The 24836-nt window shown below is 75.4% G+C and carries 21 protein-coding genes; 15 read left to right on the top strand and 6 right to left on the bottom strand.

All coding sequences use genetic code 11. The annotated features are described in order from the left end of the window. Positions 1-143: 143 nt before the first annotated feature. Both ACFRAR_RS00470 and ACFRAR_RS00465 read right to left on the bottom strand, forming a co-directional pair. The gene (locus ACFRAR_RS00470) at positions 144-794 is read right to left on the bottom strand and encodes a TetR/AcrR family transcriptional regulator (protein ID WP_380692997.1); all 651 of its coding nucleotides are present in this window, start codon (positions 792-794) and stop codon (positions 144-146) included. Between the two features lie 102 nt (positions 795-896). Beyond that, positions 897-1805 carry an acyl-CoA thioesterase gene (locus ACFRAR_RS00465; RefSeq protein ID WP_380692995.1) on the bottom strand — a complete coding sequence of 303 codons (909 nt, stop codon included), beginning with the start codon at positions 1803-1805 and terminating at the stop codon, positions 897-899. A 153-nt stretch (positions 1806-1958) separates the two neighbouring features. Here ACFRAR_RS00465 and ACFRAR_RS00460 point away from each other — a divergent pair, with 153 nt between their 5' ends. Then, complete coding sequence (locus ACFRAR_RS00460) at positions 1959-3416, top strand: SWIM zinc finger family protein (protein ID WP_380692992.1); 1458 nt, start codon at positions 1959-1961, stop codon at positions 3414-3416. Further along, on the top strand, positions 3413-6130 hold the full coding sequence (locus tag ACFRAR_RS00455) for a DUF6493 family protein (protein WP_380692990.1): 2718 nt from the start codon (positions 3413-3415) through the stop codon (positions 6128-6130). Before ACFRAR_RS00460 ends, ACFRAR_RS00455 begins: the two co-directional genes overlap by 4 nt. Positions 6131-6217: 87 nt before the next feature. Here the strand turns inward: ACFRAR_RS00455 and ACFRAR_RS00450 are convergent, their stop codons facing one another. From ACFRAR_RS00450 to ACFRAR_RS00440, 3 genes are all read right to left on the bottom strand, one after another. Beyond that, entirely contained in the window at positions 6218-7435 is a 1218-nt protein-coding gene (locus ACFRAR_RS00450) for an MBL fold metallo-hydrolase (RefSeq protein WP_380693471.1), read from the bottom strand. A 353-nt stretch (positions 7436-7788) separates the two neighbouring features. Continuing rightward, positions 7789-8241, bottom strand: coding sequence for a MaoC family dehydratase (locus ACFRAR_RS00445; protein ID WP_380692987.1), 453 nt, complete (start codon positions 8239-8241; stop codon positions 7789-7791). Positions 8242-8316: 75 nt separating this feature from the next. Next, positions 8317-8772 (bottom strand): pyridoxamine 5'-phosphate oxidase family protein, encoded by a 456-nt coding sequence (locus ACFRAR_RS00440; protein WP_380692984.1) that lies wholly within the window; start codon positions 8770-8772, stop codon positions 8317-8319. A 137-nt stretch (positions 8773-8909) separates the two neighbouring features. Here ACFRAR_RS00440 and ACFRAR_RS00435 point away from each other — a divergent pair, with 137 nt between their 5' ends. From ACFRAR_RS00435 to ACFRAR_RS00375, 13 genes are all read left to right on the top strand, one after another. Next, positions 8910-9776 (top strand): hypothetical protein, encoded by an 867-nt coding sequence (locus ACFRAR_RS00435; RefSeq protein WP_380692982.1) that lies wholly within the window; start codon positions 8910-8912, stop codon positions 9774-9776. Between the two features lie 137 nt (positions 9777-9913). Next, positions 9914-10537 (top strand): hypothetical protein, encoded by a 624-nt coding sequence (locus tag ACFRAR_RS00430; RefSeq protein ID WP_380692980.1) that lies wholly within the window; start codon positions 9914-9916, stop codon positions 10535-10537. Further along, a complete protein-coding gene (locus tag ACFRAR_RS00425; protein ID WP_380692978.1) occupies positions 10531-11490 on the top strand; it encodes a hypothetical protein in 960 nt (319 codons plus the stop codon). Before ACFRAR_RS00430 ends, ACFRAR_RS00425 begins: the two co-directional genes overlap by 7 nt. 176 nt (positions 11491-11666) lie before the next feature. Next, on the top strand, positions 11667-12569 hold the full coding sequence (locus ACFRAR_RS00420; protein WP_380692976.1) for an SAF domain-containing protein: 903 nt from the start codon (positions 11667-11669) through the stop codon (positions 12567-12569). Next, a complete protein-coding gene (locus tag ACFRAR_RS00415; RefSeq protein WP_380692973.1) occupies positions 12569-14080 on the top strand; it encodes a hypothetical protein in 1512 nt (503 codons plus the stop codon). The genes ACFRAR_RS00420 and ACFRAR_RS00415 overlap by 1 nt, the downstream gene beginning before the upstream one ends. Further along, positions 14070-15743: a CpaF family protein gene (locus ACFRAR_RS00410; RefSeq protein ID WP_380692970.1), complete on the top strand. Its 1674-nt coding sequence runs from the start codon at positions 14070-14072 to the stop codon at positions 15741-15743. The genes ACFRAR_RS00415 and ACFRAR_RS00410 overlap by 11 nt, the downstream gene beginning before the upstream one ends. Further along, positions 15743-16708, top strand: coding sequence for a type II secretion system F family protein (locus ACFRAR_RS00405; protein WP_380692968.1), 966 nt, complete (start codon positions 15743-15745; stop codon positions 16706-16708). Before ACFRAR_RS00410 ends, ACFRAR_RS00405 begins: the two co-directional genes overlap by 1 nt. Then, entirely contained in the window at positions 16705-17583 is an 879-nt protein-coding gene (locus ACFRAR_RS00400; protein WP_380692966.1) for a hypothetical protein, read from the top strand. Before ACFRAR_RS00405 ends, ACFRAR_RS00400 begins: the two co-directional genes overlap by 4 nt. Positions 17584-17708: 125 nt before the next feature. Beyond that, entirely contained in the window at positions 17709-18002 is a 294-nt protein-coding gene (locus tag ACFRAR_RS00395; RefSeq protein ID WP_380692964.1) for a hypothetical protein, read from the top strand. A 38-nt stretch (positions 18003-18040) separates the two neighbouring features. Then, positions 18041-18415, top strand: a complete 375-nt coding sequence (locus ACFRAR_RS00390) for a TadE/TadG family type IV pilus assembly protein (RefSeq protein ID WP_380692962.1) — start codon at positions 18041-18043, stop codon at positions 18413-18415. Between the two features lie 71 nt (positions 18416-18486). Continuing rightward, positions 18487-19011 (top strand): TadE/TadG family type IV pilus assembly protein, encoded by a 525-nt coding sequence (locus tag ACFRAR_RS00385; RefSeq protein ID WP_380692959.1) that lies wholly within the window; start codon positions 18487-18489, stop codon positions 19009-19011. Between the two features lie 159 nt (positions 19012-19170). After that, positions 19171-19620 (top strand): hypothetical protein, encoded by a 450-nt coding sequence (locus tag ACFRAR_RS00380; RefSeq protein WP_380692957.1) that lies wholly within the window; start codon positions 19171-19173, stop codon positions 19618-19620. Then, positions 19620-23702, top strand: a complete 4083-nt coding sequence (locus ACFRAR_RS00375; RefSeq protein WP_380692955.1) for a LysM peptidoglycan-binding domain-containing protein — start codon at positions 19620-19622, stop codon at positions 23700-23702. Before ACFRAR_RS00380 ends, ACFRAR_RS00375 begins: the two co-directional genes overlap by 1 nt. 106 nt (positions 23703-23808) lie before the next feature. Here the strand turns inward: ACFRAR_RS00375 and ACFRAR_RS00370 are convergent, their stop codons facing one another. Further along, positions 23809-24300 carry an HAD domain-containing protein gene (locus tag ACFRAR_RS00370; RefSeq protein ID WP_380692953.1) on the bottom strand — a complete coding sequence of 164 codons (492 nt, stop codon included), beginning with the start codon at positions 24298-24300 and terminating at the stop codon, positions 23809-23811. Positions 24301-24836 lie beyond the last annotated feature (536 nt).

Here is a 24836-nt window from a genome sequence, read left to right as displayed (position 1 = left end):
CAAGAGCGCGCGGTCACGAGCGCGCGCCGGACCGCGCGCCGGTGCGCACGGTGGCGCGCGCGCCGGCGCGACGGAGGGCCGCAGCGGACGGCCAGGGCGGACGGGCCAGGGAGGCCTCGTCGTCGGCGGCGGTCCGGCGGTGCTCAGCCGGTGGACTGGACCTCGTACGGAGCCGGGTAGCGCGTCTCGTACGGGGTCAGCACCAGCCGCACCACGTCCTCCAGCCGACGCCGGGCGTCGCCGAGGGTGGTGCGGCCGGTCACCCAGGCGGTCAGCTCGCCCTGCCAGGCGTGGGCGACGATGTGCCGCACCAGGTCGCTCGCGGAGGCCGGCACCTCGGCCGTCACCGCCTGGAGGGCGGTGCTGTCGGCCCGGGCCATGCCCTGGAGTGCCTCGCTCGCGAACGGGTCGGTGGAGGCGGCCACGGCCACCCGCAGCCGGGCGAGCTCCGGCTGCCGCTGGTAGGCCCGCATCCCGCCCCGGACGAACCGGACCGCCCGGTCGGTGGCCCCCAGCCCGGCCCGTGGCCCGCGCAGCTCGGCCACCAGGTCGGCCAGCAGCAGGCGGTGCCATTCGGCGATCGCCGCCGCCAGGAGGTGGTCCTTGGAGGAGAAGTAGCGGTACGCCGTCCCCAGGGCGACTCCGGACCGCTCGCAGACTTGCTTCATCTGCATCCGCTCGACGCCGATCTCGTTCACCAGGGCGAGCGCGGCCGCGATCAGGCTTTCGCGGCGTTCGAGCTGACGCGGAGACATCGCCTCCACCGGCCGTGGTGACAGGTCAACCTTGGTCACCCGCACCATGATACGGGCCGGGGCCGCTCAGGAGTATGACGCCGTCCGGCCTCCGTCCGTTCGTCCGCCGGTCACCGGGGGCCGGGACCGGCGGCCGGGGCGTCACGCGGGGTCGCGGATCAGCGCTTCCTGGACGGCGGAGGCGACCAGCCGGCCGTCCAGGTCGTAGAACTCGCCGAGGGCCAGGCCCCGGCCGTCCGAGGAGGACGGGCTGCGCTGGGCGAACAGCAGCCACTCGTCGGCCCGGAACGGGCGGTGGAACCACATCGCGTGGTCCAGCGAGGCCATCACCAGACGGGGCGGCTCGGTGCGCTGGAAGAAGTTCGGCTGCACGTTCAGCCCGGCGGTGGAGGCCAGGGTGAGGTCGGACAGGTAGGTGAGCGCGCCGGCGTGCAGCAGCGGCTCGTCCGCCGGCAGCGGGGAGGCGGTGCGCATCCAGACGAACTGTTGGAGCAGGCCGGGGACGGTGGGCGGCAGACCGGGGGCGTCCGCCGGGACGAACCGCACGTCGAGGTCGCGGAAGCCGCCGGTGGCGGCGATCGCCCGGCGGACCTCCTCGGGCCCCCGGGCGAGGGCGTCGGGCAGCGACTCCGGGCGGGGCAGCGGCGGCACCTCGCGCTGGCGGTCGGCGGCCGGCTCGGGGTGCTTGAAGGAGACCGAGAGGGTGAAGATCTCGCTCCCCTGCTGGAGCGCCGTCACCCGGCGGGTGGTGTACGACATGCCGTCGCGGACCCGCTCGACCGCGTAGTCGATCGGCCGGGCCGGGGAGCCCGGCAGCAGGAAGTAGCCGTGGAGGGAGTGCACCGGACGCCGGTCCTCGCAGGTGCGCCCCGCGGCGACCAGCGCCTGCGCGGCGACGTGTCCGCCGAAGGCGCGCATCGGGGCGCCGGCGTGGCAGTGGCCCCGGAACGTGTTCTCGTCCAGCCGCTCGATCTCCAGCAGTTCGGCGAACGGGCCGGTCGGCCGGGCCTGCCGTTCGGCCAGGACGTGCGGTTCGGTCAGGTCAGTCACCAGGCCATAGTGGCAGAATCCGGCCGGATGGCGGTGTGACGTGGGTAACGCCCCGTCCGGCCCCCGTCCGGTCCGCGTTCGACGCGATAGAACACGTTCCAGTCCCAGGATCGCCCGGACGGGTTGTCAGACGCCTCACCTAGCGTGCCCGGCATGACGCAATCCGCACACGCGTACGCCTATCTGCGCCCCTCGGCCGTCCTGGACGGCCCCGACGGCCGGCACCTCGACCTGGCCACCTCCGGCGGCGCCACCCCGCTCGGCGCCGCCGCCAACCCGCGCTTCTTCGCGGGCTTCCTGGCCGATCCGGCACCGGCCGCCGCCGCGCTGCTCGCGGTCGCGGACGTCGCGGCCGCGCGCTACTACCAGCCGCAGCTGCGCGCCTCGCTCGACCCGGTGGTCACCGCCAACGGGGACCGGCTGCGCTTCGAGTCCTTCTCGGGCTGTTGCGGCGTCTACGCCCGGCTCGACGTGCTCCAGGCCGGGCTGGACGGGGACGAGATCGGGCACGGCACCACCAATGTGGACGTCAACAACCCGCTGCGCGAGGCGCTGAGCAGGATCGGCCCGGCCGACCCGCTGCACCTCGCGGTCGGGCCGGACGCGCTGGAGGTCACCACCTTCGACGGTCCGCTGGTCGAGAAGAAGGTCCCGCTGCCGGAGCGCTGGCTGCGGGGCTTCGCCGAGACCCAGGTGGTCGCCGCCGGCTTTGAACCGCGGGCCGAACTGCCCGCCGCCGAGGCGGTCCGCTTCCTGCGCGCGCTGCCGCGCGGCGGGCGGGCCGGCGTCGGCTGGGTCGTCCCGGCCGGGAGGACGCTGCGGCCGACCACCCGGCCGGTGCCGGGCGCGGTCTGCCTGCCCGGACCCGAGCGGCTGGTGGCGCTCCAGCGGGTGCTGCGGCACGCCCTCGCCCTGCGGGTGTACGGGCCGGTGGCGGCCGGACAGCCGACCGCCTCGGCCTGGGAGGCGGTGCTGCCCGGCATGCGGCTGACCCTGACGCTCTCCCCGGACGCCTCCCGGGGCTTCTCCGGCGAGGGCGGGGTGCTCGACTCGCTCGCCACCGCGACGGCGGAGCGGGACGCCGAGCTGGTCTCGGTGCTGCTCGCCTGGGAACCCCGGATCGAGGTCGGGGACCTCGCCGCGCAGTCCGGGCTGAGCCCCGAGCGGGTCCGCGCCGCACTCACCCGGCTGGGCACCGCCGGGCAGATCGGCTACGACGCCGCCGAGGCCGCCTACTTCCACCGCCGGCTCCCGTACGACTCCGGGCGGGCCGAGGCGGCCAACCCCCGGCTGCGGGCCGCCCGGGCCCTGGTCGAGGCGGGCGCGGTACGGCTGGAGGAGGGCGGGGCGACGGCCGTCGTCACGGTGGACGACCACATCCAGCGGGTGCGGGCGGACGAGTCGGGGCGGCTGAGCTGCACCTGCCTGTGGTGGGGCAAGTACCGGGGCGGACGCGGGCCGTGCAAGCACGCGCTGGCGGTCGGGATGGTGCGGGAGTCGGCCGCCACGGCCGGGTCGGCTTCTGCCGCGGGGCCGATCGACCCGGTGCGGCCGATCGACCCGGTGCGGTCGGCCGCCCCGGCGGAGCCGGTGAAGGGGGCCGGAGCGTGAGCGCCGCGGCGGGTGCCGACCGGCGGGAGCCGGTGGAGGAGCTGCTGACGGCCGTCCGCTCGGGGCGGCTGGCGCGAATACCGGAGCTGCTGGCGGCCTTGGACACGGCCCAGCGGCGGGCCTGTCTGCCCGGGCTGAAGGCGCTACGCAAGGAGCTGAGGGAGGACTGGTCGCGGGAGGCGAACGAGGTCAGGGGCCGACTGCTGGTGGCCGGGGCCGGCTGCCACACCGGACCGGCCGGTGCCGCCGTCTGGCTGGCCGCCGGTGACCTCAGCGTGCGCGACTGGGCCCGGAACTCCGTACTGCACCAGGTCATCGAGGCGCAGCCGGTGGAGTGGCAGGTCGAGGTGGCCACCCGGCTCGCCGACCGGCCGGTGCGGAACTGGGGCTGGTCGATGTACCCGGTGGTGGAGTCCGTGGTGCGGCGCACCGGCTGCGAGGTGCCGCGCACCGACTACTTCGTCCGGAACTGGATGGACCGCACGAGCGACCTGGGCGGCCCGCGTCCGACGCTGGCCGAGAAGCTGCGCGAGGACGCCTTCACCCCGGTGCTGCTGCCGCAGCTGTTCGAACTCGCCGACATCGGCTCCACACTGACCTTCCGGCTCAGCCCGCGCCCCGGCGACGTCTGGACGGAGGCGATCGGCGAACTGGCGGCGGCCGGCGTGGTGGCGCGGGCCGAGCTGCTCGACCGCTGCCTGGCCCGGCTGCTGCGCGGCGGCAAGGCCGCCGACCAGCGGGCCTTCCTGGAGGTGCTGCGGGCACTCGAACCGGTGCCCGAGGAGTACACGGCCCGGGCACGCGACCTGGTGGCGATGCTGGACGGGCTGTCGGCGCTCGCCGGGCACGCCCAGGGGGTGCTCGCCGAGCTGGACGCGGCCGGGCTGATCGAGCCCGAGCTGCTCACCGAGGCCTCGGCGGTGGTGCTGTTCCGGACAGAGAAGAAGCTGGTCCGGGCCCAACTGGCCTGGCTGGAGAAGGCCGCCCGGCACACGCCCGAGCGCTCCGGCCCGGTGGTGCTGGCGGCGGCCGAGGCCTTCGGGCACCCGGACGCGGCCCTCCAGGAGCGGGCACTGAACGTGGTGGCCCGTCATCTGAAGGCGGCGGGGGAGGCGGTGCTGCCGGAGCTGCGGGCCGCCGCCGAGACGCTGAACCCCGCTCACCACGGGCGCGCCGGCGAGCTGTTCGGGGCGCCGGTCGGCGGTGACGGGGACGACCCGGACACCGGGTGGAGCGAATTCCTCCCGCCGGCCCCCGAGCCGAGGCCGCTCGGTGCGCCGATCGGCTCGGCGGCCGAACTCGCGGAGGAACTGTCCGCCCTGCTCGCCGCACGCGGCGGCCCCGAGGTCGCCGCCTTCGAACGGGTGCTGGACGGGCTGGTGCGGCTGACCCACCTGGACCGGCGGGCTCTCGCCGAGGCGGTGGAGCCGGTCCGCCGGGTGAACCCGTGGCACGGCGGCGGCAGCCGGGGGGACTGCCGGCCAGGGGACATCCTCTACGTCGTGGCCGCCGTGGAGGGGCGGACGCCGCCGTGGAAGATCTGGGACTACCTGGTCGGGAAGGGGCGCTCCCCGCTGCACGGCTCGCGGACCTCGGTGCACGGGGCCGTTCTCGCCGCCCGGCTGGAGGAGGCGGCCCGGCAACTGATCCAGGGCCCGCCTCCGTACCTGCTCGCCACTCCGACCGATGCCTCCGGCGCCCTGGAAGCGGCGGTCCTGGTCGAGCGGCTGGCCGGGTACCGGGCCGCGGGCGCCATCCCGGGGAAGGCCGACCTGTCCCAGGCCCTGCTGCGGGTCGGGCCGGCGGCGGACGAGACGGTGCTGAAGGCCGCCGAGGCGCTCGACTCGCCGGCCGGGCGCAGGCTGGCGCACTGGCTGCGCACCGGTGGCCTGCCCGGGCAGCCGTCCGAGCGGGTGCTGTTCGCGCCCGGCAAGGGCGCGCGGCGCCCCAACGCGTACGGGGACCGCTGGTGGGAGGACGTCCAGCGGACCGCCGTCCGCCAACCGGGCATCGGCGCCGGGCCGAAGGGGCCGGACGGGGAACGGCTCGGGTCCGAGTTCCGGGCCCTGCTGGGCGACACCGAGCCCAGCGTGGCCCGCGTCCGCAAGGCGTACGGCTGGACCTGGCAGCCCGTCGAGCACTGGTTCGCGATGCTGCCCTGGCACCGGGAGGAGCTGGCCGCGCGCTGGCTCGACCCGTTCGCCGGGGGCGCCGACCAGGACGAGTCCGGTGCGGCCCGCCACCTCCCACTGCTCGCCGAGGCCGGCGGGCCGGCCGGGCTCGCGCTGCACCTGGCGCTGGCGTACGGCCTGGGCGCCCGGCAGGCCGAGGACCGGACGGCGGCGGTGGACGCGCTGCTGGTGCTCGCCGCGCGCGGTGACCTGGACGTCGAGCTGCTCGGGCACGAGCTGGGAGCCCTGGTGGCCTGCGGCACGGTCAGGGCCACCCGGTTGGCGGCGGCGCTCGGCATGGCGGCGGAGACGGGTGCCCGGGCGACGGTCTGGGCGGTGCTCGGGGCGGCGCTGCCGGCGCTGCTCGGGGAGGCCGATCAGTCGACGCGCGGGCTGGGCGACCTGGTCGCGCTGGCCGCCGACTGCGCCCGGCGCACCGGCGCCCGTGGGCCGGTCGCCGAGGTGACGGCGGCGGCCGAGCGCGCGGGGTCGGCGCGGCTGGTCAAGGAGGCCCGGGCACTGCGGGACGTCCTCGCGGGGTGAGGTGGCGGGGACGGCTGTCGGATGGGGGCTGTCGGCTGGCAGCTTTCAGGCTTCGGCTTTCAGATGACAGATTTCAGCGAACAACTTTCAGCGAACAGATTTTGAAATCTGTTCGCTGAAAGTCGTCGCCCGTCCACACGCCCCGGTACCCCCGGCACCTTCCGGACCCGCCGCCTCGTCCGGCCCGGTGCCGACCAGCGGCGATCCCGCGCGCGGGGTGGCGGCGGCGACGGCCCGCCACCACAGGCGCAGCGCGGGCGGGGCGGCCGGCTCGAAGGGCTTGCCGGGGCGGGGCACCGCCAGTCGGGCCCCGAGCGCCTGCGCGGCGGCGACCACCCGTTCGGCGGGTTCCTCCCAGGGGTGCAGCGAGAGGTTGAAGGTGCACCAGTGGATCGGCAGCAGCAGGGCGCCGCCCAGGTCCAGGTGCGCCCGCACGCCCTCCTCGGGCGTCATGTGCACCTCGGGCCAGAAGTCGCTGTACGCGCCGACCTGCATCATCGTCGCGTCGAACGGGCCGAGCCGGCGCCCGATCTCGGCGAAGCCGGGGAAGTACCCGGTGTCCCCGCTGTGGAAGATCCGGTGTCCGCCGCCCGCCACCACCCAGGACGCCCACAGGAACAGCGCGCTGGTGCGCGGGCCGCGGCTGCAGTAGTGGCGGGCCGGTGTGGCGGTCAGGGTCAGCCCGGCGACCTCGGCCGACTCCCACCAGTCCAGTTCGACGATCCGCTCGGCCGGTACGCCCCAGTACTCCAGGTGCGCCCCGACCCCGAGCGGGACGGCGAACACCGCGCCCGTTCCGATCAGCGCCCGGACGGTGTCCATGTCGAGGTGGTCGTAGTGGTCGTGGGAGACCACGACGACGTCCACCGGCCCGAGTTCGGACAGCGGCAGCGGCACCGGGTGCAGCCGTTTGGGCCCGGTCCAGGAGAACGGGGAACAGCGCTCGCCCCAGACCGGGTCGAGCAGCACCCGCCGGCCGCCGATCTCGGCGAGCACCGTCGCGTGTCCCAGCCAGGTCAGCCGCAGCCCGGACTCCGGTGGCGCGGCCAGGTCGACCGGGAGCAGCCGGTGCACCGGTACCGCGGTGGCCGGAGCCCGGCGGGTCTTGTCCCCGGTCAACTGGGCGCGGGTGATCTCCAATGGGCTGCGCTCGTACACGAGGCGGCGGGTCGGCACGGGGTTGCGGAAGGCGCCGTCGGTGAAGTTTGGGGAGCGGCGGACGCGGGCCAGCCGCTCGCCCCGGGGCTCGGCGCCGAAGGCCTCGGTGCGGACCCGGTGCCACAGGGCCCTGGGCAGCCCGGCCAGGCCGGGCAGGGCACGCTCGGCGGGTGGCGGGACGAACTGCGAGGACAGACCGACGAGGCGGGAGAACCACGGGTCGGGGCGGGGCACGGCTCCTCCAGGGACGGTCACGGCTACCGGGCGGGCCGGGGCGCGCAGCGCAGCGGCGGGCGGGGCCGCTGCGAGACGACAACCATCTCGTCGGACGTTACTCGCCGTGGGCCGTCCGGACCCGGTGAAGGGCCCCGTACGGTCCAATCGGCGTACCCGGGGCCCTGCCGGGGCCTCGCCCGACGATCTCGCCCGGCCTCCGCCCGGCGATCTCGCCTGACGACCGGGCCCGACGCCCGGGCCCGACGACCGCCCGGCCCCGCCCGTCAGGCGTAGAACCGGGTGATCGTCTCCGCCACGCAGTGCGGCTTGGCGCTCCGCTCGCTGGTGAGGGTGAACCGCACCACCGCCTGGACCCCGCCCGGCACCTCGGTGGCCGAGAGCAGTTCGGCGGTGGCCCGGATCGCCGTGCCCACCGGCACCGGTGCGGGGAAACGGACCTTGTCGGAGCCGTAGTTCAGCGCCATCCGCACGCCTTCGACGGCGTAGCACTCCTTCGCCAGCACCGGGATCATCGACTGGGTCAGGTAGCCGTGCGCGATGGTCGAGCCGAACTGGCTCTCCTTGGCCCGCTCCGGGTCCACGTGGATCCACTGGTGGTCACCGGTCGCCTCGGCGAACAGGTCGATCTGCCGCTGCTCGACGGTGTGCCACTGGCTGGTGCCGAGTTCGGTGCCGACGGCGGCGGTCAGCTCGGCGAGGGAGGCGAAGGTCGTCACGGTGCGCTCCTGGTGGGGGACGGGCCCGGGGAGGGGTCAGGACGCCGGAAGCGTATGCCTACCCACCGGTATCTGTCAGGAGCCGATCGGAAAACCGGTGTTCACGGGCCTGGCGGTGCCCGGCCCGGTCGGGAACAGCCGGCGGCCGCTGACCAGCTCCGGCACCAGTGCGACGAACAGCGGCTCCGGATCGCCCACCCAGGGCCGCAGGCCGGAGCGCAGCACCCGGCGGAGCTGGTCGGGCTCGCTCACCACGTCGGCCCGCCCGTGCACCAGCACGCTCCACCCGGTCCGGGTGACCGGGTCCAGCAGATCCGCCTGGAAGGCCACCACCGTGCCGTCCAGCCCGCGCGCGGTGGCACTTCCCCGGCGCACGGCGAGCACCAGCCGCCCGTCCAGGACCTCGAAGGAGACCGGCAGGACGGCCGGCAGTGCGTGCTCGGTGTACACCACGCGCCCGACGGGCACGGTGCTGAGCAGCCGCAGGCACTCGGCCTCGCTCAGGGTTTCCACACGGTCCTCACGCTCCATGCGTCCGATCGTCCTCGGTCGGTGCGCACACCGATAGGGCCCATGGTCCCTGAGCGAACGGGCCGGGAGCCCCGTCGGCGGCCGCCCGGGGCGGTAGCCTGCCCGGCGGGTGGAGGAACGGTGGAGGAGGGGGACGGATGGCGGGCGGGGTCGATCTGGTCGTGATCGGGGCGGAGGGCGGGCCGGACCGGGCGTTCGGCGGTGCGGCGCTCGCACCGGGCGGCGCCCGGCTGCTCGCCGAGCTGCTGCCGGGGATGTGCTTCGACACCGGCGCGGCCGGCTGCCGGGTGACCGTGGTGCCGCCGGACGCGGATGCCAACGCGATGCTCACCGCCGTCCGGGACGCCGCCCAGCGCCCCGGGCGCTGGCTGCTGGTCTGCCTGGTCGGCCAGCTGGTGGCCGATCCGCGCGGCCGCCGGCTCGCCCTGGTCACCGCGGGCAGCACCGCCGACAACGCGTACCGCCGGGGCCTGGCCTGGGACTGGGTGGTCAGCGCGATGGTGCACGGGGACCAGGAGGAGGCGCTGCTGCTGGTCGACGCGGTGGCCGACCGCGACACCTGGTCGGCGCTGGAGCGGGGCGAGGACGGTGCGGGCGAACTGCTGAGCTATTCGAGGATCCCGCTGTGGGGCCGGATCGGCCGTTACGCCCCGGGTAGCCGCTACGCCCCGGGCAGACGCGGCCGGGACGCCGTACGGCCGGGCGGGGAGGGCTCGTTCAGCGCGGCCCTGACCACCGTCCTGCGCCAGGGTGTCCCGGGTGCCCCCGCGGCGGTCGGCCCGCATGACCTCCAGCCGGCCGTGGCCGCGCTGACGGACGGCGGTGAACCGTCCGGTAGTTCGGGCGCGCCCGGCGCGCGCCTGCTCGTTCCGCCGCACGCCGGGCGGCTCTTGATGCGCAATCGGGCCGCCGTGAGGGGCGCATTGGCCGGATTGTCGCTTTCCGAAGAACTGTTGGCCGTTCTGTGGCGGGAAAGTGCCCCGACGGAACCGCCTTCCGCGTAAGGTCAGGAGGCCTGAGGTGTTGCCGTGATGGGGTGGGTTGGCGAAGAATCGATCCCCAGCGGAAACACCGGCGGGACGGCGAAATTCTTCTGGCGGCCGTGGATCACGGATCGGATCGGTCGCGATGAGGTGGGGCCATGCGGCAGCGCGGAAATGTGTTGCGCCCTGGGGCGGTTGGGGTCAGTGGGGCGGTTCTGTTGTTGCTGCTCGGCGGTTGTGCGAGCGGCGGTGCCGGCGGTTCCGTCGATCGGATCGGTTCGGGCGCGCCCACTGTTGCCGGAGTGAACCCGGTAACTCCTTCGAGTGGTCCGGTAAACGACTCGATCGCGCCGACCGAGGGTCCGGAAGGGGCGATGGGGCGGCTGGCCCTGAGGACGTATCAGGACTGGTGGCAGGCTCAGGCCGAGGCCTTCGGGCGAACGGATTCGGACGGATTCTCGCTGGAGGCGTACTCCTCCGGCCGGGCGCTGTCGGACACCCTCGCGGGCCTGCGTCAACTCCACGACGCCAAACTGGTGATGACCGGATCCCCGCGCAATTCCGCGGTGGTCAAGGCCGTTGATCTGAAAGCCGATCCTCGGACCGCCGTGATCGAGGACTGCGTCGACGTGTCGGACTGGCACCGCGTCGACGCCGCCACCGGGGCCGCGAAGGATCCGGCCGGGCGAATCGACCGTTACCTGGCGACGGTTTCCCTGCGCTGGTTCCAGGCACGTTGGCTGATCTACGACTTCAAGCGTGAGGTGGACCGCACATGCTGAACGGACGTCATCACATGCTGGACGGACGTCGTCGGGTCCGGCGCATCGCGTTCCTCGCACCGTTGTCCGCCGGACTGCTGCTGTCCTCGGCGCTGACGGCGGCGGCGGAGGAACCGCCGAGCGGTGGGGGAGCCACCCAGTGCGCCCCCGACAAGATCTGCTCGGACGTCCACACCGGCGGCAGCACGACCGGCCCCGGGTCGACCCAGCCGGGCGGCGGCAGTTCGGGCAGCGGCCCGCTGGTGTGCAGCTACCACGGGGTGGAGTGGGCCTGCCACGACCCGGAACTCGGCTGGTTCAACAGTGACCAGGGCTGCTACTACAAGGTGCTGGACCCCCAACTCCCGGCGGGCGCCCCGGAGTGGGGCGACCACAAGCCCTCGGACGGCGCGCTGTACTCGAAGGTCTGCCCGCAGACCGGCGGCGGCGCGGACGGCGCCCAGATCGTCTTCGAGTCCAACGCGCCGGCCGGCCCGCCGGTGCTGGACCTGCGCGCCATCGGCATCAGCCTCGCCCATGAGATGAGGTTCCCCAAGCCGGCCGCGGGCGTGGCGCCCAAGGGCACCGCGGTGGTGAAGTCGCCGGTCTGGCTCTGGCTGGACGGGGTCAAGGCGCCCGAGCCCAAGACGCTCGCGGTGCCCGGCGCCTCGGTCACCGTCACGCCCGTGCTGAGGAACGTGACCTGGACCTTCGACCAGGGCATGGAGGTGACCTGCGACACCGCCGGGACGCCCTACGACCCCAAGTACGGCGGTGCGAAGTCCCCGGACTGCGGGTACGAGTTCGCCGCCGGCTCGGGCACCAAGAAGGACGGCGTCTTCGACGGGACGGTGACGGCGCACTGGCAGGGGCACGTGGTCGTGACCGGGCCGAACGCCAAGGTCTTCGACGTCGACCTCCCGCAGTCCTCGGGCTTCGCGCTCAAGGTCGCCGAGATGCAGGTGCTCAACTGACCGCGTCCGCTTGACCCGGGACGCCAGACCCCGCACTCCCGCGACCAGACCAGACCAGCGCAGCCACGGCACAGACCAACCACGGCACAGACCAGCCAGACCCAGCCAGACCATCCAGCGCACGCGGCCAGAGCGGCCAGAGCAGCCAGAGACGAACAAGGGAAGGGCGGAACCCGGTGGAGAACCGTACGTTCGCGACGCCGGGAACCGGCACCGCCGCGGGCGCCGCGGCGTCCGCGGCGCTCCCGGATCAGCAGGAGCAGGGCGGTCCGGGCAAGGGCGGGGGACGGGCGGTGCCGCACGCGCCCGGGCGGACCATGCGGGCGAGGCGGCGCCGCCCGGCGGTGCTGGCGATGGCGGTCGCGCTGATCGCGGCCGGCGGGCTGGGCGGCGCCGTCCTCTACAACAGCACCGGCCAGCGGGTCGCGGTGCTGGCGCTGGCCCGGGACGTGCCGTGGGGTCAGGTGATCACCGAGGACGACTTGGTGGTCGCCCGGATCGCCGGCGACCCCGCGCTGCACCCGGTGTCGGCCCAGGACCGGGTGAAGGCGGTCGGCATGCGGGCCGCCACCGACCTCAAGCGCGGTGCGATGCTCACCGGCGCCGACCTCGCGCAGGGCCTGACGGTGCAGCCCGGACAGATCGTGGTCGGAGTGTCGGCCAAGCACAGCCAGCTGCCCGCCAGCCGGGTCCAGCCGGGTGTGCAGCTGGTCATCGTCTTCACTCCCGACAACGGCCGGGCCGACTCGCTGGCGGCCACCGCGATCACCGTCGGCCGGGTGGACACGGACGGCAGCCAGGTGATCGACGTGGCGGTCGGCACCGCGGACGGGCCCCGGCTCGCGCAGTGGGTGGCGAGCGGCCGGATCCAGGTGCTGCTGGCACCGCGCGGCCCGGCGGCGGGCGGTCCGAGCGGTGCCGCGCCGAGCCCGGCGCAGGGCGGCGCGCCCACGGGTGCCGCCCCCGCGCCGGGGGCCGCCACGCCCGGGGCCACAGGATCGGGGGCCGCCACGCCGGGTGCCCCGGCCTCCGGCGCCGGGACCGCGTCAGGGGCCCCGGCCGCGACGGGTGGCGCCTGATGGCGGTGATCGCGGTGGTCGGCGGCCCGGGCGCTCCGGGGGCCACCACCACCGCGCTGGCGATGCTGCTGGCCTGGCCGCTGCCGCCCGGTCGGCGGATGCTGCTGGTCGAGGCCGACCCGGACGGCGGCGCGGTGCTCGCCGGTGCCCTGGAGGGCCGGGTCGAGGCGGTCTACGGGCTGCGCAACCTGGCGATCGCCGACCGACGCGGGCTGCTCGCCCAGACCATCTGGGAGCAGCTGATCGACCTCTCGCCCGAGGGCAACGCCGACCGGCTGCTGCTGCCCGGGCTGACCGACCCCACCCAGGCGCCCGGCCTCGCCTACACCTGGGAGCCGCTCTCCGAACTGCTGCACGGCGTGGAGCGGCAGGGCTACGACGTCATCGTGGACCTCGGCCGCTCCGGCGCCACCGGCCACAGCGCGGTGCTCGCCCGCCGTGCGGACGTGGTGGCGGCGACCGTGCGCACCACACTGCGCGGGCTGAGTTCGGCGCGGCCCCGGCTCGCCGCCCTGGCCGAGGACCTGGCCTCGGCCGGCACCGGGCCGGACGCGCTCGGGCTGCTGCTGGTCTCCGAGGGGCCGTACTCGCGGGCGGAGGTGTCCCGCGAGCTCGGGCTGCCCGTCCTCGGGGTGCTGCCGCACGCCGCCCGGACGGCGAGGGTGCTCTCCGACGGCGGGGACACCACCGACCGTCGGTTCATCCGCTCGGAGCTGATGCGCACGGCGCGGTCGGCGGCGGACGAGGTGCAGCTGCTGGTCCGCCGTCGGCGCCAGCGGCTCGCGCCGGGCGCGGCACCCGCCCAGCTGACGGCCGGTGGCCCGGCGGGGGCTCCGGGCTCGGCCGCGGCCCCCGCGGCGTCGGTCCCGCCCGCCTCGCCGATACCGGCCCAGCCCGTGCCGTCGGCGCCACAGCCGCCGATGCCCGTGCCCTCTTCCGGGCCCTCGTCCGCGCCTTCGCCCGCGCCGGGGCGCGCTCCCGCGCCGGGCCCGTACGGGCAGCCGGGGTACGGACAGGGCGGCCAGGCTCAGGGCCCGTACGCCCAGACCCCGTACGCGCAGGCCCCGCACACCCAGGCCCCGTACGCGCAGGGTTCGTACGGCCAGGACTCGTACGGACCGGGCGGGTACGGATCGGCCCCGCAGGGACAGCCGGCATACGGCCAGCGGGTGCCCGGCCCCGGCCCCGGCCGCCCCGCACATGCCCGCCCGGCGCACGCCCGTCCGGCACCCGGCCCGTCCGGATACGGGACGGCGGCCGAGAGCGAGCAGCCCTCGTACGCCCCGCCGCAGCCCGTCCCGCCGGTGATCACCACCGGACCGGTGGCGCCGCTGGCCGGGCTGGCACCGCAGCCGGCCGCGCCGGCGCCGTTCCCGGCACACGTCCAGTCCGCGCCGAACGGCGATGCGGACGACCAGTACCCGCTCCAGCGGCCGATCGTGACGAACCGTCAGGACGATCCGAACGGGCCGTATCCGCACAATCCCGGGGAGGTGCTCCGTGCGCGGTAGCCCCCTGCATCAGCGTCCGTCCGCCGATCCGGCCGCGCTGCCCTGGGTCGCGCCGGCGCCCGCGGCCTCCCCCGCGCCCGGCCCGGTCGCCCCGCCGTACGGGTACCAGCCCGGTCCGGTGGCGCCCCAGCCGGTGGCGCCCCAGCCCGTCGCCCCGCAATCCGTTCCGCCCGGTGCGGTCGGTGCGGTCGGTGCGGTCGGTGCGCCCGGTGCGGCCGGTCCCACCGCGGTGCCCTCCCAGCTGCCCTCGCTGGACCTGCGCGGCGCCGCCACCCGCCCGGCCGTCGACCCGCAGGTCGCCCGCGAGCTCAAGCGTCAGGTCGCGGCCGAACTGCACCAGCAGATCAGCCGGTTGACCTCCACCTCCGGCTCCGAGCCGGACCGCGCCACCCGTCGCCAGCGCGGCCGGGCGCTGATCGAGGAGGCCGTCGCCCGCTGGTCCGACGCCTACGCGCAGACCCACGGCATCCCGCCCACCCGGGAGCAGGACCGCGCCCTCGCCGAGGCCGTCTTCGACCTGCTGTTCCGGGCCGGCCGGCTCCAGCCCTACCTGGACGACCCGGAGATCGAGAACATCCTGATCAACGGCTGTGACGACGTCTGGGTCTCCAGGGTGCACCAACCCCTGCGCCAGGTGCCGCCGGTGGCCGACAGTGACGCCGAACTCGTCGAGCTGCTCCAGGACCTGGCCCGCCAGCACGGCGGCGGCGAGCGCAGCCTGTCCACCGCCAGCCCGACCCTCGCGCTGCGCCTGGAGGGTGGCATGCGCCTCCAGGCGCTCACCGAGGTGACGCCCCGCCCGTACGTGGCGATCCGGCGCCACCGGGTGGCCTCCGCGACGCTGCCCGAGATGGTCGAACTCGGCACCCTGGACGCCACCTTGGCATCCTTCCTGGCTTCCGCGATCCGGGCCCGGAAGAACGTGATGGTCACCGGCACCCAGGGCGTCGGCAAGACCAGCCTGCTGCGCGCGATGGCCGCCGAGATCCCGCCGGACGAGCGGATCGGCACCCTGGAGTCGGAGTTCGAGCTCTGGCTGCACACCCTCGGCCACCTGCGCCAGGTCGTCCCGATGGAGGCCCGCGAAGGCAACGGCGAACGCGTCGACGGGCGCCTGGCCGGGGAGTTGACCCTCGGCGACCTCATCCCGGCCGCGCTGCGCATGACGCTCTCCCGGATCATCGTCGGGGAGGTCCGCTCCGGCGAGGTCGTCCCGATGCTGCGGGTGATGACCAACGGCGAGGGCGGCTCGATGTGCACCCTGCACGCCCGCGGCCCGCACATGGTCGTCGACCGCATCGCCGAACTCTGCCTGGAGTACGGCTCGCACATGACCGATTCACTCGCCTACCGGCTCACCGCCAACGCCCTGGACCTCATCGTGCACGTCACCATGGTCGACGAGACCGCCGTCGGCGGCCGCCGGCACCGCTTCGTGTCCCACGTCCTGGAGGTCACCGGCCTCGGGGAGAGCGGCCGGCCCGCACTGAACACCGTCTTCGGCCCCCGGCCGGACCTCGGCGAGCCGCGGGCCGTCCCGCACACCCCGCCGCAGTGCCTGGACGACCTGCGCCGGGCCGGCTTCGACGCCTCGCTGCTCGGTTCCCGGTACGGGAGTTGGGCCACCCCGCTGCAGCTGCGGATCGGCGGTGGCGCGCGGTGATGCTGCTCTTCGCCCTGTGCGGGCTGGCGATCGCGGGCGGCCTGGTCACCCTGGTGGTCTGGGGACGCGGCAGCGAGCCCGAGCCCGAGGACGGGACCGAGCGCGCGGACAACCCGCTCGCCGGCCGGGTCCACGTGTTCTGGTACGGCGCCCCCGGGTCGGTCACCCCCCGGGTGGCGCGGCTGCGCCGGATCCAGCTGCTGCTCGCGCTCGCCGGCGCGCCGCTGGCCTGGCTGTTCACCGGCATCCCGCTGACCGCGCTGCTGGTGCCGCTGGCCGTCTTCGGCCTGCCCTGGCTGTTCGACACCACCCGCCCGGACACCCACCGGATCGAGCGGCTGGAGGCGCTGTCCGAGTGGACCCAGCGGATCGCCGACGTGCTGCTGCTCGGCGTCGGCCTCAACCAGGCCATCGTCACCAGCCGCCGCACCGCGCCGGTCGCCCTGGAGGACGAGATCGGCGAACTGGCCGCCCGGTTGCAGGCCCGCTGGCGGCCGGAGGAGGCGCTGCGGGCCTTCGCCGACAGCCTCGCCGACGCCACCGCCGACAAGGTGCTCGCCGCGCTCGTGCTGCGGGCCGGCGACAGCGGGCCCGGCCTGGCCCGCACGCTCTCCGACATGGCCGACTCGGTGCGCGAGGAGGTCCGACAGCGCCGCGCCATCGAGGCCGACCGGGCCAAGCACCGGACCACCATCCGCTGGCTGGTCGGCATCATCGTGCTGGTCGTCACGGTCGGCTCCTTCAACACCGAGTACACCCGGCCGTACGGGACCATCCTCGGCCAGCTGGTCCTCGCCGTGGTCGCCGCCCTGTTCGTGGCGATCATCGCCTGGATGCGGGCACTGGCCTCCCACCCGCCGGTGCCCCGGCTGCTGACGCCGGACCGGCGCAGCAGGAGCGGCCGGCGGTCCGCCGGACCGGCGTCCGCGCCGGAGGCGGCCGAGCAGCTCGGGGAGGTCCGGTGATCTCCCCCTGGTCCGTGCTGGCCGGCGCCGTCGCGGCCGGTGGAGTCGCCGTGCTCGTCGCCGAACTGCGGCCGGCGCCACCGGACCTGGGCCAGGCGCTGGACCGGCTGCACGCCACCCCCGCCGACCGCGAGCAGGACCCGGACGAGCGGCCGCGCTGGTACGACCGGATCGGCGAGCGGTCGGTGCGGCTGCGCGGGGTCTCGGTCCCGCGCCGTGAACTCTCCCTGATCGGCCGTACCCCGGCCCGGTTCATGGTGCACAAGCTGCTGTTCGCCGCGCTCGGCCTGATGCTGCCCGCCTACCTGGGCGCGATGGCCGTGCTGATGGACGTCGGCCTGCCGTTCGCGCTGCCGCTGGTCGTCGGGCCGCTGCTGGCCGGCCTGCTCTGGTTCGTCCCCGACGCCATCGTGCGCGGTGAGGCCAAGGAGGCGCGCACCGAGTACCTGCACGGCATCGCCGCCTACCTGGAACTCGTCGCGATGGAGCGGGCCGCGGACTGCGGCCCCGCCGAGGCGCTGCGCCGGGCCGCCGCGGTCGGGCAGGGCGCGGTGTTCCGCCGGATCCGCGACGCCCTGGAGCGCGCGGCCACCGACCGGCTCCCGCCCTGGGCCGGACTCGACGCGCTGGCCGAGGAGTTGGGGCTCAGCCCGCTCCAGGACCTGGCCGACATCATGCGGCTGTCCGGCACCGACGGCGCCGCCGTGTACGACACCCTGCGGGCCCGCGCCAAGGGCCTGCGCGGGGAGCTGCTCGCCGAGGACCTCGCCCGCGCGAACGCCGACAGCGAGCGGATGGTCGCGCCCGGGGCCGCCCTGACCCTGCTGATGACCGTCCTGATCGTCTTCCCCGCGCTGCACCAGATGCTCAACTGACCGCCGTCCAGCTCCCGTCCAGTCCTTGACCCGTCCCTGTCCAGCCCCTGCCCAGCCCCTCCGTCCCGTTCAGAGCAGCCGGCACCACCCACCACACCACACCGTCAGATCCTCCGGAGAACCCGATGACCGTACGACTCGCCCAGCTGGCAGGCCGGGTACTGCGACCCGTCCTGCTACCGGTCCAGTTCGCACTGCTGCTGTTCACCTTCCGCCTCGGTCGCCTCCGGGCCGCCCGCGCGCGCGGCGACCGCGGCGCGATCAGCATCGAACTCGCCCTCGCCATCATCGCGTTGGTCTTCGTCGCGGGCGCTGTGGCGACCGCGCTCTACCTGCTGAAGGACAAGGTCGTCCAGAAGGTCCAGCAGGACCCGAACCTGCCGGGCGGCGGCGCGGGCGCGGGCGGCGCCACCAAGTGATGCGTCCCGCTCTCCGTCGCGGCGGCGACCGGGGGTCGATGAGCGTGAGCCTCGCCATCGTCTTCCCGGTCGTCCTGCTGCTCCTGCTGCTCGTCGTCCAGGCCGCGCTGTGGTGGTACGACCGGCAGGTCGCGCTCACCGCCGCCCGCGAGGGCGTGGACGCCGGACGGGTGCAGGGGAGCGCGACGGACGGCGAGAAGAACGAGGCCGCCCAGCGCCAGGCCCGCGACTTCCTCGACCGGCAGGGCGTGCACGAGTACACGGTGGGGACCGAGGGGAGCACGGCGCAGACCGTCCGGGTCACCGTACGGCTGACCCCGCCGTTGCTGCTGCCCGGGATCAAGGCGCCGGCCATCACCCAGTTCGCCGAGGCGCCGCGCGAGCGCTTCGTCCCGCCGGCGGTGAAGCCGTGACGCACGTGGTGAGGACACCGGCCCGGTGGCGGCGGTCCGGCCGACGGGAACGGTCGAACCGGCCGCGCAGGGTGAACGGGCTGAACGGGCTGAACGGGCTGAACGGGCTGAACGGACTGAGCGGGCTGAACCGGTGGGTCCGGTGGGTCCGGTGGGTCCGGCCGGGCCGGTCGGACCGCTCGGACCGGGGCGGGATCGCGATCGAGGCGGCGATCGTCGTTCCGGGAGTGGTCGGGCTCGTCCTGGTGGCCATCGCCGCCGGGCGGGTGCAGACCGCGGCCGGCACCGTGGAAGCCGCCGCCCGGGCCGGGGCCCGGACCGCCTCGCTGCAGCGCGGCGTGGCCGGGATGGACCAGCCGGCCAGGGACTCGGCCCTCGCGACGCTGCGGCAGGAGGGCGTGGTCTGCCGCAACGGCGACGTCCACGTCGGCAAGGGACAGCTGGACCTGCCGGGCGGACCGGTCGCCACCGTCACGGTCACCGTGGTCTGCGACGTGGAACTGGCCGACCTGCTCGGCGGACCGTCCGGCGTACCCGTGACGAAGCACCTCGTCGGCGAGTTCACCTCGGTGGTGGACCGTTACCGGGGCACCTGACGGCGTGTGGCGCCGACACCCGCGCGACGGGGGATTGGAGAAGGCCCGAGTGGGGAAACGCAAGCGGAGAGCGCTCGGGGGATGACACAGCGGTACCGAGTGGCGCCCGGTGGGGGCCGGTGGGGAGAGCGGCGTGCGGAGTGGGGGGAGGGAGCGGGGATGGTGAGCGGTCTGCGGCGACGGCTGTCGGCGCGCCGGTCCGACCGGGGCGCGGTGGCCCTCTTCGTGGCGATCTGCGCGGCCTACGTCGTGCTCGTCATCGCCCTGGTGATCGACGCCGGAGGCCGGCTTCGGACCGCCGAGCGGACCGACGCCTACGCCCTGGAGGCCGCGCGGGTGGGCGGCCAGCAGCTCGACCAGGCCGCCGTCCTGCAGGGCCAGGGCTTCAAGGTCCAGGAGAAGTACGTCCGGGACGCCGCCGACGCCTACCTGGGCCTGTACGGCCTGCGGGCGGGCGGCATCGAGTTCTCCGGTGACGGAAAGGTCGTCACCGTGACCGTGCAGGCCGACTACCGTCCGGTCCTGCTGGGCGCCCTCGGGGAACGGAAGGTAACGGGCAAGGGCAGTGCGACCCTCGTCCACGGAGTCAAGAAAGCGGAGACCGACTGATGGCCGCGCCACGTGCCAAGGACCAGGCCCGAACCGCCCAGGCCCGTACCGGCCGGGCCGGGAGCTCCCACCGAGCCGGCGGCGCGCGAGGGCCCGCCGCCCCGGCGCCCCGACCACCGCGCGGGCGCGGCCGGGGCGTGATCACCGCGCTCGGCGCGCTGGTCACCCTGCTCGCCCTGCTGCTCGGCGTCCCCGCGCTGCTGCTGTACGGCACCGACGCGGTCGCCGGGATGGGCGACGTGACCTCGGGCGGGGTGGGGGAGGCGCTCACCAGCTCGGACGACGGAAGCCTGTTCCTGTGGGCGCTGGTGGTGGTCGGCTGGCTCGCCTGGGCCTGCTTCGCGCTCTCCGTCCTGCTGGAGATCCCCGCCCAGCTGCGCGGCCGGATCGCCCGCCGCATCCCGGCCTTCGGCTGGAGCCAGCGACTCGCCGCCGGGCTGGTCGGCTCGGTGCTCGCGCTGCTGCCGGTGGCCGGCTCGGCCTTCGCGGCCGTCCCCGAACCGAACCACGGCCCGGCCGCCCAGGCGCAGGTGACGCCGGGCGTGCAGCGGGCCGCGCTGCCCGCGGCGCAGGCCGCACCGGCCCTCACCCCGGCCGCCGAGCAGCAGAGCACGTACACGGTGCGGGACGTCCGCCCGGCCGACAGCCTGTGGTCCATCGCCGAGCGCCAACTCGGGTCGGGTGAGCGGTGGGTGGAGATCGCCAAGCTCAACGACGGCCGGGTGATGGGTGATTCGGGCATCCGCTTCGACGCCGACCGGCCGATCCAGCCCGGCTGGGAGCTGCTGATGCCGGCGGACGCCAAGCCGGACGAGGCGAAGGCACCCGCGCCGGCGCCCGCGCCCGCCCCTTCCGGGGACGCCACGCAGGGTACGCCGCAGGGTTCGCCGCAGAACGTTCCGCAGTCCGGCACGGAAGCCGGGCCCGGCGGTGCGGCCGGCTCCGGCGCGCAGCGGACCGTCACCGTCCAGGCCGGGGACAGCCTGTCGGCCATCGCCCAGCGGGAGTTGGGGGACGGCGAGCAGTGGCCGAAGCTGTTCGAGGCGAACAAGGGCGCGCAGGCGCCCGACGGGGAGCAGCTGACGAACCCGGACGTGGTGGTGCCCGGAATGGTGCTCACGGTGCCGGGTGCGGGGGCCGCCACTCCGGCTCCCGGCGACCAGGCCCAGGCCGGGCAGGCCCCCGCGCCGGCTCCCGCTCCCGCCCCGGCACCGGCCGACCAGGCGCCGGCCCAGACCCCGGCTCCGGCGGCGGGCGCCCCCGCCTCGGGCGCCCCGCAGTCGGCCCCGGCGCCCACGCACGCGCCGACCAAGGCGCCGGCCCCGGCCGCGCACGCCGACCCGGCCTCCGGCGGCGACTACACCGTCGCCCTCACGGCCTCCACCGTCGGCGTCCTGCTCGCCGCCATCATGGTCGGCACCGTCGCCCACAAGCGTGGCACCCAGCAGCGCGCCCGCCGCCCCGGGCACCGCATCGCGATGCCCGGCGCCGAGGCCGCCGCCTTCGAGAACGAGCTGATGGCCCGGCAGAGCGGTGCCGGGCTGGACCTGCTGGACCGCGCCCTGCGCACCCTGGCCCGCAACACCGTGCGCGGCGGCAAGCGGCTGCCCGCCATCGTCGCCGCCCGGATCACCCAGGGCCAGACCATCGAGCTGCACCTGTCCGGCCCGGCCACGCCGATCGCGCCGTTCCGCGCCGCGCACGCCGCCAACGTCTGGTGGTGCAGCGCCGACTCCGGCGACCTGCTCAGCCCCGGCCAGGCCCGGAAGACCGCCGCGCCGTACCCCGCGCTGGTCACCCTCGGCAGCTCGCCGGACGGCTCGGTGGTCCTCGCCGACCTGGAGGCCGTCCGGCTGCTCCACCTGTCCGGCCACCCGGACGACGCCCGCGACGTGCTGCGCACCCTCGCCGTCGAGCTGGCCCACAGCCCGCTCGCCGACCGGCTGCACCTGCACCTGGTGGACCTCGCCGAGGAGGTGCCGATCAGCGGCCCGGCCGCCGAACGCGTGCACCGCCACCCGACCCTGGAGGCCGCGCTCGCCGCACTCGGCCCGCGCACCGCCAAGGCCCGCGCCACCCTGGTCGCCGCCGAGGTCACCAGCCCGCGCGAGGCCCGCAGCCGGGGTCAGGCGGACGAGTCCTGGACGCCCGAGATCGTGCTCTGCGCCCACCAGCCCGGCGGGGAGATCCCGGCCGAGCTCGGGCGCCTGCTCGACGCCCGGCCGCGTACCTGCGTCGCGGTCGTCACCCGCGCCCCCGAGCGCGGCACCGGCCCGGTCGCCCGCTGGACCCTGCCGACCTCCGGCCAGGCGGCGATCCCGGGCCTGCACCTGACGGTCGAACTGCAACGGCTCAGCGGGCGGCAGTACGACCAGGTCGCCGAGCTGCTGCGGGTCGCCGACGACACCACCCAGAACCCGGCCCCGGCCTGGACCCTGGACGGTCCGGACGAGGACACCGACACCACCGAACTGCCGCTCACCGTGCCGGTGCTGGCGGGTGTCGGGGCCTCGGGCGGCGGAGCGCGGGAGGGCGCGGACGCGGGCGCGTCCGCCGGCCCGCGGCTGGTGGCACGGGTCATCGGCACCGGGGCCAGCCCGTTCGCGGGCACCGATCCGGTGACGCCGGCTCCGGCGTCGGCCCTGCTGCCGGCGCAGGCCACCGGTCCTGGTTCTGCTCCTCTTCCTGTCACTGCGCCGACTTCCGTGCCGGGTGCGGCTACAGGAACGGGCGCAGGTGCGGGTGCGGGTACGGGTGTGACGTCGGTTCCGGCCGGTCCGGCGCGGTTCGCCGTCAACGGGCAGGGGCGGCAGGCGGCCACCGACGAGACCACCCGGGACCTGCGACGGCCCGGTCCGCCGGAGGGCGAGGGCGGCGCCGAGGGTGCCGCCGAGTCGGGGGGAGGGTCGTCGGAGTCCACGGCGACGATGATTCTCGCCGTGCAGCCGGTCGTCCCGCAGTCGGTCGTTCCGCAGTCGGCCGAGCCCGCCCCGGAACCCGTTCCCGGCGCCGCCGTCGCCGCCACCACTGGTGTCGCCGCCGGGACCACGGACGCTCCGGAGACCGCCGGGTCCACTGAGTCCGCCGAGTTCGTCGAGACCGTCGAGGCCGCCGAGTCCGTTGAATCCGCCGGAACCGCAGGAACCGCGGGGGCCGTCGGTACGGAGGTCCCCGCACCCGGCCCCGCTGCCGCCGCGCCCGGTCCTGCCGCCGTCGAGCCCGGCCCCGCCGCTGCCGCGCCGGTCGCCCGGACCACCCCCGGCCGCAGCGACAGCGACGACCTGCTCGCCATCCTCCGTTCCCCGGAGGCACACGCCCCGCGCAACGCCCCTCGGATCCGCCTGCTCGGCCCGGTGGACGTCGCGGGAACCCTCGGCACCACCACACCCGGTGCGCTGCCCAGGCTCACCGAGCTGGCCGTCTACCTGGCGCTTCGCCCCGGTTCCGGCCGCCACGCCCTCGACCACGACCTGCACCCCGGTGCGGCGCACCTCGACCCGCACCCCACCGCGGCCGACGCCCGGAGCCCGCTGCCGGCCAAACTCGCCGACCTGGCGGCCTGGTTCGGCACCTCGCCCGAGGGGCGCGCCTTCCTGCCCGCCGAGGGCGCCGAGGGCTACTCCTTCGCCCCGGCGGTCACCTGCGACTGGGACGAGTTCCGCAGCCTCTACCGGCGCGGCATGCGCAGCACCAGTGCCACCGCGGACGCCGCCCTCGCCCACGCCCTGGCCCTGGTCCGCGGCGCGCCGTTCGCCGAGGCCCCGCCGGCCTCGTACGGCTGGGCCGAGGCGGAGCGGCAGGACATGATCGCGGCGATCGTCGACACCGCCCACGAACTGGCCGCCCGCCGCCTGCAGTACGGCGACCACCGCAGCGCCGAGGCCGCCGTCTTCCGCGGCCTCGCTGTCGCCCCGGACGTCGAACTGCTGCACCGGGACCTGTTCTACGCGTACGCCTCGGCCGGCGCCCGGGACCAACTCCTGCGCGCCGTCAACAGGTTGGACGCGCTCAGTCGCCGCACCGGCCGGGACCTCGACGCCGACACCGTCGCCCTGCTGCGGGACCTGCTCGCCGGCTCCTGACCCGGCTCGCCCACTGCCCGGCCACTGCCCGGCCGCTCCCACGGGGGCGGCCGGGCAGTGCCGTAGGCGGGCCGGCCACGGCGGTGGCGGCGGTGGCGGCGGTCGGTCAGCCGGCCCGCAGCCAGGCCTCCAGGGAGGTGAAGTCCGCCTCGGTGAGCCCGCGTCCGGGGTCCACCTGGTGGAGCAGGGCGCGGGCGGGGGAGTGCGCGGCGGCCCAACGGCGGTCGGCGTCAGTGATCTCGTCGTCCACCCAGGCGAACGGCCGCCCGTCCGCCCATGCGACCAGCTCACGGGTCTTCCAGTGCACGCCTTCCGGTCCGCCCCTCTCCTCCACCGGCCAGTCCACGACCGGCAGCCGGGGCAGGCCCAGCCAGGGCGCGAGGCACTCGTTGGCGTCCTCCAGCCAGGTCGTGGCCCACACCGGCTCGCCCGGCAGATCCAGCAGCCGCGCCCCCAACCCCGGGTCCACACGGGCGATCAGCGGATTCCCACCGGGCACCGCGCCGGACCGGACGTGCGGGCTGCGGAAGGTCGGATAGCCACCCGGCGGCGGACCGCCGAAGGGAATGAGCGGACCGTCGACGTCGAGGAACAGCAACGGCCGGCCGGCCCGGCGAGCCGGGCCGCGCCATGCCGCCTCGGCCCCAACGGCCGGGCGCGGTTCGCGCGGCCGGGCCTTCCTCGATGATTCTCCGGGATTCGCAGCGGGGCGAAAGCGAGTCCTGTGTGACGCCCGCCTCGCGTGATGGATGGCGAGCGGTGCGTTGCCTCCCTGAATTCGCATGCGATGTCCCGTCCCTCATGGTCGCGGAGCGATGGTCGACATTCTTGATGTGTTCTCGACAATTTGTCTGAATCCCGCCAGGCCGATTGGCGACACCCGGAACGCCTTCCGATGGTGTCGGCGAGCAATGAAGCTATCGAACGCCGCTGTGTGGCACCTACTTCGTCCGCCCTGCTGGGGCGACCATCCATACGTTTCGCCGCCCGTCACCTGATCGCTTGAGTGATGGGAGAGCCTGCGAACCGATCAGAAAGTGAAGGGGATGCACCGTCATACCGATCGAGTAGGGAAGTCCGGCCGAAAAGCAGCCGCCGCCCTGATCGTCGCCGCCGTGGGCGTCGCCGTGCTGG

Origin of the sequence: Kitasatospora sp. NPDC056651, from assembly GCF_042792155.1 — a bacterium.
Taxonomy (GTDB): Bacteria; Actinomycetota; Actinomycetes; order Streptomycetales; family Streptomycetaceae; genus Kitasatospora.
Note: the sequence above shows the minus strand (reverse complement) of the source record. Positions and strands in the feature narration are given on the sequence as shown.